Source organism: Candidatus Gastranaerophilales bacterium (assembly GCA_028696075.1).
Lineage (GTDB): Bacteria > Cyanobacteriota > Vampirovibrionia > Gastranaerophilales > JAILCC01 > JAQVHS01.
Map to the genome: position 1 here is coordinate 29,044 of JAQVHS010000012.1, position 17,353 is coordinate 46,396.

20 protein-coding genes are annotated in these 17,353 nt (G+C 37.2%); 13 read left to right on the forward strand and 7 right to left on the reverse strand.

All coding sequences use genetic code 11. From position 1 onward, the window contains the following. Positions 1–7 precede the first annotated feature (7 nt). From PHX18_07815 to rpsG, 3 genes are all read left to right on the forward strand, one after another. The gene (locus PHX18_07815; GenBank protein MDD3594517.1) at positions 8–322 is read left to right on the forward strand and encodes a TRL domain-containing protein; all 315 of its coding nucleotides are present in this window, start codon (positions 8–10) and stop codon (positions 320–322) included. 175 nt (positions 323–497) lie between these two features. Beyond that, a complete protein-coding gene (rpsL, locus tag PHX18_07820; GenBank protein MDD3594518.1) occupies positions 498–878 on the forward strand; it encodes a 30S ribosomal protein S12 in 381 nt (126 codons plus the stop codon). Between the two features lie 19 nt (positions 879–897). Further along, positions 898–1,368, forward strand: a complete 471-nt coding sequence (gene rpsG, locus PHX18_07825; GenBank protein ID MDD3594519.1) for a 30S ribosomal protein S7 — start codon at positions 898–900, stop codon at positions 1,366–1,368. A 46-nt stretch (positions 1,369–1,414) separates the two neighbouring features. Here rpsG and PHX18_07830 read toward each other — a convergent pair whose 3' ends face one another. From PHX18_07830 to PHX18_07840, 3 genes are all read right to left on the reverse strand, one after another. Next, positions 1,415–2,137, reverse strand: a complete 723-nt coding sequence (locus tag PHX18_07830; protein MDD3594520.1) for a YkgJ family cysteine cluster protein — start codon at positions 2,135–2,137, stop codon at positions 1,415–1,417. A gap of 142 nt (positions 2,138–2,279) precedes the next feature. After that, positions 2,280–3,641, reverse strand: a complete 1,362-nt coding sequence (gene glnA, locus PHX18_07835; protein ID MDD3594521.1) for a type I glutamate--ammonia ligase — start codon at positions 3,639–3,641, stop codon at positions 2,280–2,282. 137 nt (positions 3,642–3,778) lie between these two features. Beyond that, positions 3,779–4,402, reverse strand: a complete 624-nt coding sequence (locus PHX18_07840) for an MBL fold metallo-hydrolase (GenBank protein ID MDD3594522.1) — start codon at positions 4,400–4,402, stop codon at positions 3,779–3,781. A 79-nt stretch (positions 4,403–4,481) separates the two neighbouring features. Here PHX18_07840 and PHX18_07845 point away from each other — a divergent pair, with 79 nt between their 5' ends. Genes PHX18_07845 through ftsZ form a run of 4 tightly spaced genes read left to right on the forward strand, consistent with a single transcriptional unit; the run spans position 4,482 to position 7,810 of the window. Further along, entirely contained in the window at positions 4,482–5,642 is a 1,161-nt protein-coding gene (locus tag PHX18_07845; GenBank protein MDD3594523.1) for a 1-deoxy-D-xylulose-5-phosphate reductoisomerase, read from the forward strand. Further along, positions 5,635–6,339, forward strand: coding sequence for a DUF881 domain-containing protein (locus tag PHX18_07850; protein ID MDD3594524.1), 705 nt, complete (start codon positions 5,635–5,637; stop codon positions 6,337–6,339). Before PHX18_07845 ends, PHX18_07850 begins: the two co-directional genes overlap by 8 nt. Before the next feature lie 13 nt (positions 6,340–6,352). Then, on the forward strand, positions 6,353–6,715 hold the full coding sequence (locus PHX18_07855; GenBank protein MDD3594525.1) for a DUF1290 domain-containing protein: 363 nt from the start codon (positions 6,353–6,355) through the stop codon (positions 6,713–6,715). Further along, positions 6,716–7,810: a cell division protein FtsZ gene (ftsZ, locus tag PHX18_07860; GenBank protein MDD3594526.1), complete on the forward strand. Its 1,095-nt coding sequence runs from the start codon at positions 6,716–6,718 to the stop codon at positions 7,808–7,810. A 40-nt stretch (positions 7,811–7,850) separates the two neighbouring features. On the opposite strand, the gene PHX18_07865 is transcribed toward ftsZ, so the two are convergent. Genes PHX18_07865 through PHX18_07875 form a run of 3 tightly spaced genes read right to left on the reverse strand, consistent with a single transcriptional unit; the run spans position 7,851 to position 10,970 of the window. Further along, the gene (locus PHX18_07865; protein MDD3594527.1) at positions 7,851–9,134 is read right to left on the reverse strand and encodes a response regulator; all 1,284 of its coding nucleotides are present in this window, start codon (positions 9,132–9,134) and stop codon (positions 7,851–7,853) included. Then, positions 9,134–10,096, reverse strand: coding sequence for an ATP-binding protein (locus PHX18_07870; GenBank protein ID MDD3594528.1), 963 nt, complete (start codon positions 10,094–10,096; stop codon positions 9,134–9,136). The genes PHX18_07865 and PHX18_07870 overlap by 1 nt, the downstream gene beginning before the upstream one ends. Positions 10,097–10,136: 40 nt before the next feature. Then, on the reverse strand, positions 10,137–10,970 hold the full coding sequence (locus tag PHX18_07875) for a sulfide/dihydroorotate dehydrogenase-like FAD/NAD-binding protein (protein ID MDD3594529.1): 834 nt from the start codon (positions 10,968–10,970) through the stop codon (positions 10,137–10,139). A 174-nt stretch (positions 10,971–11,144) separates the two neighbouring features. Between PHX18_07875 and PHX18_07880 the strand changes: the two genes are divergently transcribed. Further along, on the forward strand, positions 11,145–11,537 hold the full coding sequence (locus PHX18_07880) for a hypothetical protein (protein MDD3594530.1): 393 nt from the start codon (positions 11,145–11,147) through the stop codon (positions 11,535–11,537). Here PHX18_07880 and PHX18_07885 read toward each other — a convergent pair whose 3' ends face one another. Beyond that, positions 11,538–12,023 carry a hypothetical protein gene (locus tag PHX18_07885; protein MDD3594531.1) on the reverse strand — a complete coding sequence of 162 codons (486 nt, stop codon included), beginning with the start codon at positions 12,021–12,023 and terminating at the stop codon, positions 11,538–11,540. Between the two features lie 147 nt (positions 12,024–12,170). Here PHX18_07885 and PHX18_07890 point away from each other — a divergent pair, with 147 nt between their 5' ends. The 5 genes from PHX18_07890 to PHX18_07910 are packed head-to-tail and all read left to right on the forward strand — an operon-like array spanning position 12,171 to position 17,324. Next, complete coding sequence (locus PHX18_07890) at positions 12,171–13,664, forward strand: phosphomannomutase/phosphoglucomutase (protein MDD3594532.1); 1,494 nt, start codon at positions 12,171–12,173, stop codon at positions 13,662–13,664. A 2-nt stretch (positions 13,665–13,666) separates the two neighbouring features. After that, positions 13,667–14,650, forward strand: coding sequence for a signal peptide peptidase SppA (sppA, locus tag PHX18_07895; protein MDD3594533.1), 984 nt, complete (start codon positions 13,667–13,669; stop codon positions 14,648–14,650). A gap of 3 nt (positions 14,651–14,653) precedes the next feature. Further along, entirely contained in the window at positions 14,654–15,211 is a 558-nt protein-coding gene (locus PHX18_07900) for a YIP1 family protein (GenBank protein ID MDD3594534.1), read from the forward strand. Positions 15,212–15,250: 39 nt separating this feature from the next. After that, positions 15,251–15,880 carry a hypothetical protein gene (locus PHX18_07905; protein MDD3594535.1) on the forward strand — a complete coding sequence of 210 codons (630 nt, stop codon included), beginning with the start codon at positions 15,251–15,253 and terminating at the stop codon, positions 15,878–15,880. Further along, the gene (locus PHX18_07910; protein MDD3594536.1) at positions 15,846–17,324 is read left to right on the forward strand and encodes a DUF4127 family protein; all 1,479 of its coding nucleotides are present in this window, start codon (positions 15,846–15,848) and stop codon (positions 17,322–17,324) included. Before PHX18_07905 ends, PHX18_07910 begins: the two co-directional genes overlap by 35 nt. Positions 17,325–17,353 lie beyond the last annotated feature (29 nt).

The window sequence follows — 17,353 nt, forward strand, 5'->3', positions numbered from 1 at the left end:
GTTATAAATGAAAAAGTTATTAGCTACATTAGTGTTTGGAACGGTCCTTTCTATGACTATGGCGTTGAATGCCAATGCAGAAGGTGTAATAGGCTTGATTTTCAAAGAAGCAACAGAAGCGGGCGGCGGAGCAAGCCCTATTGTTGCAACAAAAGTTGGCTCTGCTACCGCTAAAAGTTATTTTGGAATAGTTGCTCTCGGTGATGCAAGTATTACCGCTGCTATGAAAGACGGCAAAATCAGAAGCCTGTCTCACTATGATATTGAAACATTAAATATTTTAGGCTTTAAAAAAGTAACAACAAAAGCTTACGGTCAATAAATATTTAACAATTAGTAAAAAGGGGACTGCAAATTTTTGCAGCCTCTTTTTTTGTAAGCGTTTGACATTTTATTATGTGTGTAGTTTATTATAAGCTATATGCAGGTGTATTGCCGGCATGATTTCAAACGAAACTCAACTTATAAAGACGCATAAATGGCATAAGGAGGTACATGTGCCTACATTAAATCAATTAGTTCGCAAAGAAAGAACAGAAATCAAGAAAAAAACAAAATCACCCGCTTTGGCAAATTGTCCTCAAAGAAGAGGGGTTTGTACAAGAGTTTATACAACTACACCTAAAAAGCCTAATTCAGCGCTTAGAAAAGTAGCAAGAATCAGATTAACAAACGGGTTTGAAGTTTCTTCATACATCCCCGGAGTTGGTCATAACCTTCAAGAACACTCCGTTGTGTTAATCAGAGGCGGCAGGGTAAAGGACTTGCCGGGTGTAAGATATCATATTATCAGAGGTACTTTGGATACTTCAGGTGTTGCTAATAGAGCGCAAGCCAGAAGTAAATACGGTGCTAAGAAAGAAAAAGCTAAGAAGTAATTAATAAAGGACAGATAAAATGCCAAGAAGAAGCAAACCAGCAAAAAGAATACCTCTGCCTGATCCGGTTTATAACAGCAAAGACGTAGCTAAGTTTATAAACAGACTTGTTCGCAGAGGCAAAAAAAGCGTAGCTGAAAAGATTTTCTATTCAACTATGGATAAAGTACAAGAAAAAACAAAAGAAAACCCCGTAGAAATTTTTGAAAAAGCAATCAAAAACGTAACCCCTCTTTTGCAGGTAAAAGCCCGTAGAATTGGCGGTTCCACTTATCAGGTTCCTATTGAAGTAAGACCGGAATTAGGTGTTGCTCTGGGTTCTACCTGGATTATTGAAACTGCAAAAAAACGCTCAGGTCGCTCTATGATAGAGAAACTCACAAACGAAATTCTTGATGCATCAAACAATACAGGCGCATCAGTAAAGAAAAAAGAAGACACGCATAAAATGGCAGAAGCTAACAAAGCTTTCGCTCATTACAGATATTAAACAAAGACTATAATTTGTTTTTAAAGCTGCTGTTAAGCAGCTTTTTTTATAATATTTTTTTGATTTGTTCTATATTAAATTTAACGATTTCAACCAGCGCATGGAGCATCAAGGCGCTTATGTGGACATCTTCCCTCCATTGGTAATAGCCGCAGCTTTTGGGCAGTAGTATTAGAGGATTAGTCGGAAATTCACGGCAAATTTGCGGACGATTTGCATAATCCGTGCATAGGTTATCTTCGCCAAGTTTTGGGCAGTAATAAAAATAAATCTTTTCTCCCTCTTTTAATTCCTTTTTAAGGTGATTAACGAACTCAGGATAAGCTTCTCTTGCCTTCTTTTCGGTTTTGTAAGGAAGAAATATGCTTGTGAATTGTGTAGCAAAATTGTCGTTATTCCGGGCTTTTTCCTGCAGTTCTTGAGGCGAAAATTCACTGCATGCCAGCTTGCAGCAGGTGGCACATTTAGAGCAGGAATAATTTTGTTTATGTGCTTCGATTTGCTGTATTCTTTGGCAAATATCACGTGAAATTTCATTCTCCAGCTTATCCAGGCATTTAAGCTGCCACTCTTTTAAGGCGCAGTTTTGCGCTAAAACCTGCCGTGGAGAAAATTCTTTATTCTTTAATGTACAGGGGTTAGCGCAGCTGTTGCACAAGTCCTCATCTTTTAGCAGGTTTAACTGCCTGTTGATTTCTTCGTCAGCTTTCCAGAATAATTCCCTGTAAATACTTATGGTATTCATTTTGTCTTGTTCAAATTCATCCATACCAACATGATACTTTTAAATAAAAATATTAACAAGAAAGATAATATGCAACTCTTAACCCCTTCACCGCTTAAATCCCTTAAGCTTAATCCTAACTTCTCAGCTGCTCAACTTCCCAGCTGCCTAGCTTCCTAGCTTCCTCCTAGTATCTTGCCAGATATCTATCCAGTTCCCACCCCGAAACATACGTGCTGAAAGAATCCCATTCCCTGCGCTTTGCGCTGATAAATTCATTATAAATATGTTCACCCAACGCTAAACGTACAATTGTACTGCGCTCCATAATGTCCAGCGCTTCATTAAGGCTGGAGGGAAGAGAATTAATTTTGTATCTTTTTCTTTCTTTAAACGAAAGTTTATAAATATTGCTGTCCACAGCTTCGGGCGGTGTGAGTTTTTTCTTTATACCATCCATTACGGCTGTTAAAATGGCCGCAAAAGCAAGGTAGGGGTTGCAGCTCGGATCAGGCGAGCGCAATTCTATTCTTGTTTCCTCATCTTTTTTTGCAAGTACTCTTACTAATGCGCTTCTGTTTTCTAAAGACCATGCAAGATAAACAGGCGCTTCATACCCCGGGACAAGCCTTTTATAGCTGTTTACGGTAGGGTTTGCTATTGCTGTTACCGCCCTTATATGTTTTAAAATCCCGCCGATTGCATGGAAAGTTATATCGCTTAAATGGTTGGGTTTGTCTTCATCAAAAAAAGCATTTTTGCCTTTGTTATACAAGGAAATATTACAGTGCATTCCGGAGCCGTTAATACCGACCAGCGGTTTTGGCATAAAGGTTGCATGCAACCCGTTTTTATCTGCTATAGCTTTTACCGCCATTTTAAAAGTCGCAAGGTTATCTGCCGTAGTCAGGGCGTCTGCGTGTTTAAAACCTATTTCATGCTGTCCTCTTGCTACTTCATGGTGGCTGGTTTCAATTTCAAACCCCATGGTTTCAAGCCCGTCAACGATTTTAGTCCGAATTTCTTCCCCTTTATCGTCAGGACCCGCATCATAGTAGCCTGCAAAATCATTGGTTATTGTTGTAGCCATACCGTTTTCGTCTTTTTTAAAGAGGAAAAATTCAGCCTCGGGACCCACTTGCATCTCAAAGCCCCATTCTTTCGCCTCTGCTATAACTCTTTTTAAGTTTGCTCTCGGACAGCCTTCAAAAGGTGTAGCGTCTGCGTTATAGATGTCGCAGATAAGGCGTGCCGCATTCCCTGTTTCTTTAGAGAGCCAGGGAAGAAGCGTAAAAGTTTTTTTGTCGGGGTAAAGGTACATATCAGCTGTTTCTATGCTCCTGAAACCTTTAATGGAAGAGCCGTCGAGTATCATTTCGTTGTTTAAGAGTTTATCAATTTGACTTACCTGTACGGAAAGATTTTTCACCTGTCCGTTCAAGTCTGTAAATTGCAGTTTGATTACTTTTACATTGTTATCTTTTACTATTTTTTTTATTTCATTATCGCTTAATTCTACACTGTGTGCAGGTACAAAATTTGATTTCATAACTTTCTCCTTGCAGCTAATGTAACAATTAAAGCAAGAATTTATTGAAAAAGTCAATAAAACAGTGCTGAATTTGCCGAAAATATACTTTTATCCCGGGAAAAAGCTAATATGTCATATTTTTATAAGAAAAAACATTATGCCTTAAAGTAAGGATTATTCTTTTTTTCATGTTTTATAGAGCTTGCACAGCCATGCCCCGGATAAAGCTTTATATCATCACCAAGCGGGTAAATTTTGTTTTTTATGGAATCTTCAAGCTGATAGTAATCTCCGCCGTAAAGGTCTGTTCTGCCGACGCACTCGAAAAATATTGTATCACCGCAAAACAAAGCATCTTCAACCAAATAACATACTCCGCCTTTGGTGTGTCCGGGGGTGTGAACAGCTTTGATAGTTAAATTGCCCAACCTGAATTCTGCACCGTCTTCAAAAAAAGTAATGTCTTCAGGCGGTTCATATTCAGGCATGCCAAACATTTTCAGGCTTTCTTTAAAGGCGGTCATGATTATTCCGTCATCTTTGTGCATATAAATCGGAATACCGAGATTTCTTTGCAGTTCTTCATCACCTGCAGTGTGGTCCATATGAGCATGTGTATTAAGAATGTATTTTAAATTGCAGCCTAATTCTTTAACGGCAGCCATTGTCATCTTATAATCCCCTCCTGCGTCAATAAGGGCTGCATCTTTTGTGGTCTCGTCCATCACTATGTAGTTATTTACCTGAAATACTCCCATATTTAAAGTTTTTATAATCATTTAGCGTTCCTTTTTCTAAGTCTTTATTTGTATTAGTTTTTATTCTACTATAAAAGTGTGTGGAGTTTAGAAATTTAAAATGAAAAAGAAGATAGCAATTTTAGGTTCATCAGGTTCAATAGGTACACAAGCTCTTGAAGTTATAGAAAAGCTCGGGGATTTGTTTGAGGTAACAGCGCTTGCTGTTAACACACAGGTAGCGCTGTTGGAAGAGCAGATTAAGAGGTTTACCCCTGCTGTTGTGAGTGTAAGCTCTCCTGAGTCCGCTAATGAGCTTGCTCAAAAGTATAAGAATACAGAAGTGCTTCATGGAAATGAAGGGCTTGCAAAAATAGCAAAAGAGGCTGATTATGATACGATTTTGGTTTGTGTAACAGGCATAGACGGGCTTATCCCTACTCTTGAAGCTGTTAAAAGAGGTAAAACCGTAGCCCTTGCCAATAAAGAAACGCTTGTAAGCGCAGGTGATATAGTGATGGAAGCGGTTGCCGGATATAATGCACAAATTATCCCGGTAGACAGCGAACACAGCGCTATTTTTCAATGTACGCAGGAGCAAAATCATGTCAAAAAATTGATTATTACGGCATCGGGCGGACCTTTTCTGAATAAATCGGTTGAAGAAACCAAAAGTGCAACCAGAGCCCAAACTTTGGCACATCCCCGCTGGAATATGGGGGCCAAAATTACTGTTGATTCTGCGACTTTAATGAACAAGGGGTTAGAGGTTATAGAAGCCCATCACTTATTTAACAAATCCTATGATGATATTGAAGTTGTTATTCATCCGCAAAGCATCATTCATAGTGCAGTAGAGTTTTCGGACGGAAGTGTTCTGGCGCAGATGGGCGTGCCCAGTATGCATATCCCTATCCAATACGCTCTTACGTATCCGCAACGTGTTGAAGGGATTAAGACATCCTCTTTAAACTTAATTGATATAGCAAAATTAGAGTTTTTTGCGCCTGATTTTGAGAAGTTCCCTGCGCTTAAACTTGCTTATGAAGCGGGTAAACAGGGCGGAACAGCCCCTGCCGTTATAAATGCGGCTAATGAAACCGCGGTTTATGCTTATTTAAGGGATGAAATAAAATTGGGTGATATAATAAGTATTACAAAATCAGTCCTTGATAATACTGATTTTATAGGATTTCCTTCGTTTGAAGAAATACTGGAGGCGGATAAACTTGCCCGTTATGAGGCAGAGCAGGTAATCTTAAAATTGAAAAGCCATGTATAAAACCGATGATAATATTACAATCTTTAACGTATTTAAAAAGCTTGAGCCTTTTGCTTCTTCAAAAAAGCTTTTTGCCGGTTTGCTTTTTATAATTCTCTTAGCCGTAATTTTTGCCGTTATAAGCTTAATTTATCTGGAGAAAACATCTTCAAACAAGATTTTAGTTGCAAGACAAGGCGCCTTAAATAATCAAATAGTTGCCTTTGAAAATAAAAATAAAATTTTGGAGCTTGAGATTATTCTTTTAAAGAAAGAGCTTTATTCGCTTTTAAGAGAAAAAGAACAGAGAAAGATAAATAAAATAGCGCCTTTGCTTGGTATTGAAAAAGTTAAAGGGGAAGGATTAACAATAATGTTGGCGGATTCTGACCAAACTTATGAAGATAATACATCATCGCAGTATATAGTACATGACATAGATTTGTTAAAAATTGTAAATTTTTTATGGGCGAACGGAGCGGAAGCTATTTCAATAAATAATGAGAGAATAGTTAATTCAAGCCGTATTTCCTGTATAGGGAGTACTGTTTTGGTCAATCAAAAGCCGCTTGTCCCGCCATTTACAAATAAAGCAGCCGGTAAAGCTTTAAACCCCGAAGGAATAAAAAATGATGCACTTATGCTATCATTTAGTATAAGAGGATTAAAGGTGAAGGTTTCGGATAAGCAGCCTGTAGAAATTGCTCCCGGAACTTAAGAAGCGGAGAATAATGTTTAAATCGATAACAGCAGGGATTTTAATAGGGGTTATAATAGGTTTTTTAAGCCCTTTAAATATATCTTTGATAGACCCTAAAGCATTGATGATAGTGGTTTTAGTGTGTCTTGATGTTTTGATTGCAAGCTCAAATGCAAAGTTATTGCAACAATTTAACTATTTGCTCTTTACTAATGAATTTATTTTGAATACTATTATATCATTAGGGATAGTTTATCTTGCTAATATAATGAGTTTGGATTTATTTTCGGTCATAATGTTGGTTTTAATACTAAAGATATTCTATAATCTTAATAGGTTGATAAAAACCGTTGTATTGAACAATCAGTGTAGTAGTGAAAAAGGGGTTAGCTAAGTGAGTAATAACTTTGGACCATCAAATTTTGAGGAGTCGGAACATATGGCAAGTCAAGCAAAGATTAAAGTTATAGGTGTTGGCGGCGGCGGCGGCAATGCTGTTAACCGGATGATATCGCAAGGGTTAGGCGGAGTTGAATTTTGGGCAATGAATACTGATGCTCAGGTTTTAGGAACTTCATCAGCCCAAAACACGGTACAATTAGGCGCTAAATTAACAAACGGTCTTGGTGCTGGCGGAAGACCTCAGGTTGGTGAAAAAGCTGCCGATGAAAGCAGAGACCAGATTATGGCTGCTATTGACGGCGCTGATATGGTTTTTGTTACCGCAGGCATGGGTGGTGGAACAGGCACAGGCGCTACTCCTATTATTGCTCAAATAGCAAAAGAATTAGGCGCTTTGACTATCGGTGTTGTAACAAAACCGTTCAACTTTGAAGGCAAACTGAAAATGACACAGGCAATGCAAGGGTTGGAAAAACTTCAAGAGAATGTTGATTCTCTTATTACAATTCCTAATAACAAATTGCTTTCGGTCGTGGATAAAAAAGCAGGTTTCAGAGAAGCGTTTTATGTGGTTGATGAAATTCTTGCACGAGGTGTTCAAGGTATTTCTGATATTATTACAATCCCCGGCTTAATAAATATTGACTTTGCAGATGTAAGAGCGGTTATGGCTTCTTCAGGTTCTGCAATTATGGGTATAGGCAGAGGCAACGGCGAAGGAAGAGCTATTGAAGCAGCAAGATCAGCAATCAATTCTCCGATTCTTGAAACTTCTATCCATGGTGCAAGCGGTGTTATTATTAATGTAACAGGCGGAGCCGACATGACTTTACATGAAATTCATGAAGCAGCAGCTATTATCAATGAAACGGTGCTGGATAACGCTAATATCATATTTGGTGCGGTTCACGATGATAAAATTCAGGGCGATTTACAAATTACTGTTATTGCAACAGGCTTTGAATTGGATCTTAAAGAAAATACTCCTAAACCTATTGATACTTCAGCTATTTTTAATACTGCTTCCGTCAAGAAAAAGGACCCAAGTCCGCTTGATATTCCGGATTTTTTAAAGAAACCAATATAGCAATAAACATTGAAAGGCTCTAAACAGAGCCTTTTTTTATTTATCCGAGTATTTTTTCTATCCATGAAAAAAGGTTTACAAGTTCATATGGCTTAGGTAAATATACGTCTGCCCCGCAGCCTAAAATTTTTTCTTTATCATGCTTTGTGTCAGTGAAAATTATTTTGATATTTTTCAGGCTGTTTGCTTTTATTTTTCTGCAAAGTTCAATAGCATTGTCATCGCCGTCTATTATTATTAATTTAGCCGGAATGCTTAAAATATATTCAACAGGGCAGTTAAAGCCGCAAATGACAGGATTATAGCCCTGTATTTTTAATGTTGTGTCAAGCAGGTATGCTAAGTCTTTATCCTGCTCAAATATTAATATGGTTTTATTATCTATATTTTCAAGCTCTTTTTCACTGCTTATTAACGGTCTGTCTATAATTTTTGATGAGCCTATAAGTGTTTTGGCAAGTTTTTGCATTTTATCCACGCTTAAGAGCGCATCTTCCACGTCTATATAGTTTTTTAACTCTGAATTGATGATACCTATGCTTGTTGTCATAATAGGGATTTTGCAGCCTGCTTTATTATCGCCTTGAAGCAGAATATACCCTCTTTCATTGTCGGTTGCGCTGTAAAATTTTTGGGCAATTATATCAAAAGTAAAGTTCAGATAGTCTGCAAGTTTTTCTGCTTTGTACGAAGAGGTTATTATGATGAAATCATTTTCCTTTAAATGCCCCACAAAGTCCTCTGCTTCGATTGTTGCGTTTAAAATTGCACTGTAAGTTTGCAATAGCTTTGATGCCGGTATTTCCCCGTAGATTTCCCTGTATGCATTTATATTATCTATATCAATATATAAAACCGCCCATTTATCATCGGATTGCATCGCTCGTTTTAAAAACTTTACGGTAGAATCGTGAGTCGGGAGCTTGGTTAAAAACGAAGAATTTTCTTCGTCCTTTCTTCTTAAATGAGCTGCTATCCTGGCGGTCAGCTCGTTTAGGTCAATAGGTTCGCTTAAAAAATCATCCGCACCGTTTTGAAGCGCTTCAATTTTATCGTTAGCGAAGCTTGATTTTGATAAAAGTACTATAACGGGTCTGTTTTTAGAATTTTTTTGTCTTATTTCACGGCATAAGTTGCCAAAATCCTCCTGCACACTTTCTGAAATTAAAATCATTTCCGCCTGAGTTTCTTCAAGATTTAGCATTAAGTCTTTTTTATCAGCTGCACAAATTACGTTTACAAGAATTTTGTTCTCGATATTTTTTTTGTATTTTATCGGGATTTCCAGCCTTTTATCGTAAATGATTACTACATTTCTGTGCATTATTTTTCTCCCGTAATTTTGCTTTCCATTTGAGTTTCAAAGTTTATTGACGGAAGTTCAATGCTTATAATAGTTTTATTTCCGACGCTTTGTGCGGTGATTTTGCCGTTGAGGTTTTCGACAAGATTTTTTGTTATAAAAAGCCCCAGCCCGCTGCCTTCAACCTGTCTTGTGAGCGGGTTATCTATTCTTGAAAACTTGTTAAAAATCTTTTCCAGACAGTCTTGGGGAATTTCCACCCCTTCGTCAATTATTTCTATTAAGATACAATTATTTTTAAAGGCTGCTTTGATTTCAATTTTAGAATCAGGATAAGAATATTTTGCGGCGTTATCAAGCAGGTTTAGCATTATTTGCTCAAGCATATCGCTATCCGCCCAAATATCAGGCAAATTATACTGTATTTCGGACGAAAAAGTCCTGTTAGGATATTTTTTTTCTACCGAAAGAATAAGCGTGGAGATAAATTCCTGAAAGTTTATTGCCTTTAATATCATTTTTTGTCTTTTTGAAGACAGATTTGTAATAGCAAGCAGGTTTTCTATTAGTCTGGTAAGCCTTTTTGTCTGGTTAATAATAATTGTGAGGAATTTTTCCCGCTGCTCTTTTGTAAGCGCATCAGACGAGTGCAGCATAGTATCGGCAAACCCTTTTATGCTCGTTAAGGGCGTCCTCAATTCATGGCTTACGGTTGATACAAAGTCCAGATGGGCTTGATTTAGGCTGCTTTCACAAGTGCAGATATAAAAAACATTGCCCTCGGCATCTATTTTTTGCGTATTTAAAAATAAATTCTCATCGATGAATGCCTGATTAATTTCATCAAGCGTTTTTGCATTAATATTTTTTTGTTTTAGTAGTGTTGAAAATTTTTCATTATAAAAAATCATTTCTGCTTGTGAGTCAAAAACGCAAACAGGAATGCTGATTTCGCTAAGAATTGTCTTGTAAAAGTTATCCATGGTTTTATTATAACAACAATTCAGGCAGACATTGTCATACTTAATTATATTTTAACAAATTGCAGTTTTCGTCTCTTGTGCGCTCTTCATTTTTATAAATAGAAGTTCTTGCAATGACTTCGTCAAAGTCGACTAAATGTCCGTCAAAGTCAGGACCGTCAACACAAGCAAACTTTGTTTCTCCGCCGACGGTAAGCCTGCATGCTCCGCACATGCCTGTGCCGTCAACCATAATCGGATTCATACTTACTATAGTTTTAATTTTTTTATCTTTTGTTAAATCGCAAACAGCTTTCATCATAGGCATAGGACCTACAGCTATAACTTCATCAATTTGTTCTTTATTCATTAACTCTTCAACAACCTGAGTTACAAATCCTTCTCTGCCTAAAGAGCCGTCATTTGTTGTGATAAATAATTCATTTGCTGCGGATTTCATTTTATCTTCCCAAAAGATTAATTCTTTTGTTCTTGCGCCCATAACCATATAAACCTTGTTACCGGCGTCTTTAAAAGATTTTGCTATAAGGTAGCATGGCGCTGCGCCGTATCCGCCTGCAACGCAAATTACCGTGCCGACTTTTTCCGTGTGGGTAGGTACACCGAGAGGTCCTACGAGGTCATAAATTTCTTCGCCTTCGTTTATTTGTGCAAGTTTTTTCGTAGAAAAACCCACGGCCATATATACAATAGTCAAAAGCCCTTTTTCTTTATCAACATCAGCAATTGTAAGTGGAACTCTTTCTCCGTTTTTATCCGCTCTGAAGATAATAAATTGTCCTGCTTTTGCATTTCGTACGATAAAAGGTGCTTCTACCCGAATTTCGTATTGGTTAGGACAAAGTTCTTTTTTTGATACTATTTTGTAACCCATTTTTGCCTCTATATTTCATTTTACGCTAAAAGTATATTATAAAAACAATTAATAGGCAAAAAGTTTATAACGGACAAAACTTAATAAAGTAATGTTAATAGAATAATACATATATACTGGCAAAGAATATTTTGTTTATACTTAAAATAGTTGTAACAAATAAGGATTACAAGCATGGATAATTTTCACAGAAACCAAAACAACAAGGACATTAATTTCAATGGTTTACAAAGTATTTATAAGGCTGTTTCAAGAAAAACCGCTGCATTAGCAGCCGCACTTGGTATAACTGCAGGCGGAACAGGTTGTGCAGTAAGACATATAGATGTTTGTCTGCCTCCGCCAAGACCGGTTGTTGTTGCTCCTCCTGTAGTCGTTGCACCGCCTCGTATTGTTCTTCAACCCCCTGTTGTAGTACAACCTCCGGTTGTTGTCGCGCCTCCTGTCCTCGTAGTACCGGTACCGCCTCGTCCTGTATATATCAGACCTCCCAGACCTCATTATGTACCGAATTACAGACCTGCCCCAAGACCTCCTGCTCATATGAGACCATTTCCGCACAGATAATTAAAGCTTGTAACTTCGTACCTCTTGTACCCCTGTTTCACCGACTTTTTTATCGTCAAGGTTGTAGATGTTGCTTACGAATTTTTTAGTCGGGCTGCCGTCTGTATATAACCACAGATACTTCTTGCTGTTGCCCGGTGTTAAAGGTTCTTTTACTTTGATTTCAATATTTTCAATGAAGAAATCTTTAATTTTCATTATGTATTCTATCCCTTTAAACTCTTCTTTTTTAACCAGATTGCTTTTTCTGTCGTAATAAAAAGTAAAGCTTTTTATGCAATCATTGTTTTTGCAAGATAGCCAAAAGGTAATACAAAAATCGATTTTTATCCCTTCGCCTAAACGATTTTCAACCTCTTTTTTTAACGGTTTGTGTGCAAAACAGCGAAAATAGTTGATAGTGTGAGCATCTTTTGTATCATATTTATACCCGCAGCAAACATGAGCTACCCTAGGCAAGGGAGCTTTTTTCCATTTTTTGTTCATGATTTTTTAAGTCTCTTTTTACATATCCCGAAATTAAATTAGCATATTACAAAAAAATTCCAAAATTTCATAACAGAATATGAAGAAGTTTTTATTTAGCTTAATTTCAGATATAATCTTATTAAACAGAGAATTAACGAGGGATTTATGACAAAGTTAGATACAAGCGCTTTCGGAAAGAATGATATCAGAGGCATATACGGACAAAATGTTACTGTTGAAGTATTTTACTATGCAGGCAAAGGATATGCCAAATATGTCGCACAAAAGTTGAATAAAGAAGCTAAAGATGTATGGCTTTCTGTATCAAGAGATGCCCGCTTGCATTCATTGGAGCTTGTAAAAGCTTTGATAAAAGGTATTACATCGGTTGGTGCAAACGTAATAGATATAGGGCTTGTACCTACTCCGTTAGGGTATTTTTCAGAGGTTATAGATTATGAAATTAACGATAAACATATAGAAATCGACGGTGCGTTGATTGTTACGGCGAGCCATAACCCTTCCGAATATAACGGTTTAAAGATGACTTTGAACAGGCAGTCTTTGAACGAAAAAGATATTAAAGACGTCAAACAATTTGCCCAAAAAGCTTATGGCGCTAAGGAAAAATCTTATTATCAAATAGGAGAGGTGTTAACCTATAACTTAATTAATACTTATCTTGAAAAACAATTAAAACATTTTACTAAATTCGGTAAAGGCATTAAAGTCGTTGTAGACAGCGCTAATGCTACAGGCGGTATAGTAGCTCCCGACTTGTACAGAGAGCTGGGCTGCGAGGTGGTTGAACTTTATTCGGAACCTGACGGCAATTTCCCCAATCATCATCCAAACCCTTCCGATGAAAAAACGCTCGATGACATAAAGGCGAAAATTAAAGAAACAGGCGCTGATTTTGGTATAGCGTTTGATGGCGATGCTGACAGAATAGGTGTTGTAGATGATACAGGGTATTCTATCCCGGGAGACCAGTTGCTTTTGATTTTTGCTCTGGATGTTTTAAAAGAGCTTAAAGGCAGGGGCGAAAAGCCTAAAATTATATCAGAGGTTAAATGTTCACAGGTTCTGTTTGATATGATTAACGCAAATGGCGGCGAAGCTATTATGTGGAAAACGGGACATGGTTATATTAAGTCTAAAATGAAGGAAGAGCGGGCTATTTTAGCCGGTGAGATGAGCGGGCATATTTTCTTTAAGGATAGATATTACGGTTTTGACGATGCTATTTATGCAGGCTGCAGGGTCATTGAAATTGTTGCTAAAAACAAGTTGAATAACCCTGAATTTAAGCTGTCAGGTCTTATAAAGTCCCTGCCTCAGGTGCATACAACAAGAGAAGTGAGATATCCTTGTAAAAATGAGAATAAAAAACCTGTTTTGGCCGATTTAACCGGGCTGATTGAAGAAACTCCGAATTTATTCGGTTCCGAGATTAAATCCATCATAGATATAGACGGGTTGAGGATAATATTTGAAGGCGGATTTGCTATGATAAGACAAAGCAACACAGAGCCTGTATTTACATTGCGTTTTGAATCAAATGATAAAGAAAAAGCTCTAATGTATCAATCCGCTATGATTGAGGCATTGGATAGTATTGTAAAAAAATATAATCATCATGAAGAAATAGGAGTTTAAATATGGAGAAAAAATACCTTGCAATATCTATATTAGCGGTGTGCGTATTGTGTTTAGTTTTAGGGCTGGCAAAGCCGAGACCGTTTAAAACCGCTGATACCGGTCTATCTGCAATTCAAGCTCCCTCTCGTATTGCTTTGATAAATCTGGAAGGTCCTATAAGTTCAACTGTTTCAACAACTTTCTTCCCTGAATTATATTCAGCTACAAATGTTTTGGACTCCGTAAACAAAGCGGCGAAAGATAAAACAGTAAAAGGCGTGATTTTAAGAATAAATTCACCCGGCGGCACAGTATCGGCATCTCAGGATATTTATGATGCTGTTTTGCGTTTACGCAAGGAAAAGCCCGTTGTCGTTTCAATAGCTGATGTAGCAGCGAGCGGCGGTTATTATGTTGCTTCTGCGGCGGACAGAATAGTTGCGCAGGAAGGTTCTATGACAGGCAGTATCGGTGTTATTTTCAGTTTTATTGATGCCGCTGATTTAACCAGAAAAATCGGGCTTACCGATAATACCGTTAAAAGCGGCAGGTTTAAAGACGCAGGCTCATTCTACAGACGAATGACCACAGATGAAAAATCTTTATTCCAAACAACTATTTATGATGCTTATGACCAGTTTATTGATGCTATAGACAAAGGCAGAATACAAAGAAAAGATACTTATAAAGCTGAAAAGACAACCCTTACATTGGATACATTGAAACAATATGCAGACGGCAGAATTTTTCTGGGTTCTCAGGCAAAAAAAATAGGCTTTGTTGACAGTTTAGGCGGTCAGTACGAGGCAGAAAATCTTGCCAAAAATCTTGTACAGGAAAAGTTTAATATAAAAACAGAACTGCCTGTTGTTCCTTACAATAAAGATTCAAGCTTTAAATCCCTGTTAATGGGTATTGAATCTAAGTTTAATCATAACCCTATCTCATCTATGCTGCCCTTTAGCGTAAAGTACGCAAAGCAACCCCTGTTGTTATGGGAGTAAATTATGAACGAGTTTTTTGAAAAATTTTATGATATTTTGTTTGCCCCTTCAAAAGTTTTTGAAAGCATATCCTACGACAAACCTTATAAAATGCCGCTTTTAGTCGTCCTTTTAACTTCAAGCGTGGTTTTTTTAACAAATATAAAGGTAACCTTTACCCCTTTTGAGCTTTTGGGGCTGACGGGTTCTTGGCTGAGCGCCGTAATATATTGGCTTTTCTTTTGTTTATTTGTAAATTTATGCGCACAAATGTTCAACCTTAAGAGCAATTATTCCAAGCTGCTGACGCTCAGCGCTCTTGCTACCGTACCTTGGCTGTTTTTAGCTCCTTTAAAACTTTTGAAAGCATTTAGCCCGCTTTCTTCCGAGATAGCTGTATTTTTTATTCTGATAGTTTGGGTTTGGACAGTAGTGTTGCAGGTTGTAGCTATTTCAAGGGCTTATGATATACCCAGCAAAAATGCTATCGGCATTATAATTATCCCTTTTTTGGGGTTTGTGGTTTATACGGTATGGATTTTTGACTTCTTTCTTAAGATTGCACAAATATCTACACTTTAAACTTTTGCAATTATATCAATATAAAGTTACAATAGGGTTATGAGAGTTAGATTTTTTGTTTATATATTAATGTTATTGCTTTTTGTCCAAAACCACCTAATGGCGGAAGAGATAAATTTTATCCCTGCAGCAGCAGGTTTATCAAAGCTTACGGTTTTACGTTCCGCTCCGATGCTCTATCGGCCTAATAAACTTTTTACAGGACAGGATGCTGTTTTTAAAGTAAAAGCGGCGCCCGATTCTTTTGTAGTATTGGTGCTTGATTATGAGTTTGAACCTCAGTCTGTCGCATATGAGTCAAAAACCAATGCAGCAGGGTTATGTACATTTAGAATACCAATGAACGTGGCTAAAGAATATGTCGGTAGAACTGTAAAAGTAGAGGCTATGGTTTGGAAAAATGAAGATAAGAGCGATATAGTCAAGGCGCAGCCACTTGATTCTACCGGTAATACTGCTGCTTCCGCGAGAATTGTTATATCCGACGGCGGGGCAAAGGGTGTCGTATTCAGCCCGTCAAGAGGCTTGAATGAATATATAATTAATAGTGATTACGATGAGGATAGTAATTTTGATTTGTCTAAAAATAAAATTTATAATGACTCTACTCCCGCTTATGTGAAAAATATGAGAGATGCGCAAGATAATGTCAAACAAAAAACACCTTAAAATACTCATAATCCCGCTGGATGACAGGCCTGTCAGCTATGATTTGCCCAAAAATACCGCTTCTTTTATTCGGGGGACAGAAATTTTTATTCCGCCAAAGTCGATGTTAGGCTCTTTAACTAAAACAGCGGATACAGATGCGATTTTAAATTGGATAAAAGACACTATTGATAACAATCAGATTGATGTTATTCTGCTAAGCCTTGATACCATTGCTTACGGAGGGTTAATTCCTTCAAGAAGAATTGTGCTGGGCTTTGATGAAATAAAATCAAGAATAGACAAATGTACCTCGATTTTTGAAAACCTTGCGTATACCCCTAAGGTTTATGCCTTTTCAAGCATTATGAGAATTTCCAATAATAATATAAACGAAGAGGAAAAAACTTACTGGGATAAGTACGGTGAAAAGATATTTAAGTACTCATATTTAACCCATAAAATGGTTTCTGATTATGACCATATTATAGAGAATGAGCTGGTAGAACTTGCGCAGACTATTCCGTTTGAGGTTGTTGAAGATTATCTCAATACAAGAAAACGTAATTTTGAAATAAATCTATATTACCTTGAACTTGCTCAGAAAAGTTTGTTTGATTATTTGGTTTTTTCACAGGATGATACGGCACAATATGGCTTTAATGTTGAAGAAAAAGACCTTTTAAATAAACAAATACAATCCTATAATTTGCAAAATGTGCAGATTAAAACAGGTGCGGACGAAATTATAACCGCTCTTTTGTCAAGGGCTGTTGTGGAATTTTACGGTAAAGAAAAAATTAAAATTTGCCCTGTGTTTTTTAACGAAGAGGCAAAGAAAATTATTTCAAGGTACGAGGATATAGACATAGAAACCTCGGTTAAATCGCAAATTGAAATTTGCGGCGGCAAAGCCGTTTGTGAAAATTATGATTTAACACTGGTTGTCAACGCCCCCGGCAAAATTCAGGATGATATTTGTCTTGGAATTTTAGAGGATACGCTTGAGCATAATCAGGCGGATTTATTGGCGGGGTATCTTGCCGGTAACGCTAATAAAACAATGATAGCCGACATAAAAAACGCCAACGGTGCGGATAATTATTTGATTGACAAGTTATTTGGGCTTGGTCATATTGATTTGTACGGTTACAGCGCCTGGAATACTACAGGCAATACTTTAGGCAGTTTGATTGCGATGGGTATTGTAAGATTTTTGGCAGAAAAGATTGATTTATTTGACAGAGAAAAATTTGACGAAATGATGATAACAAGATTTCTTGATGATTGGGCATATCAGGCAAATGTCAGGGCGATTATAAGACAAGAAAACAACCCTGATGCCGTGGACGGGGAAATGCTGCCTTTTGAGCAACGGCTTGCTTCATTTTTAAATTTTAATAAAAAAGTTTCTTACTCTTTTCCATGGAACAGGATTTTTGAGATTGAAGTCGTATTAGATTAGTAGTACAATTTCTAAAAGTTTGCTTTTGT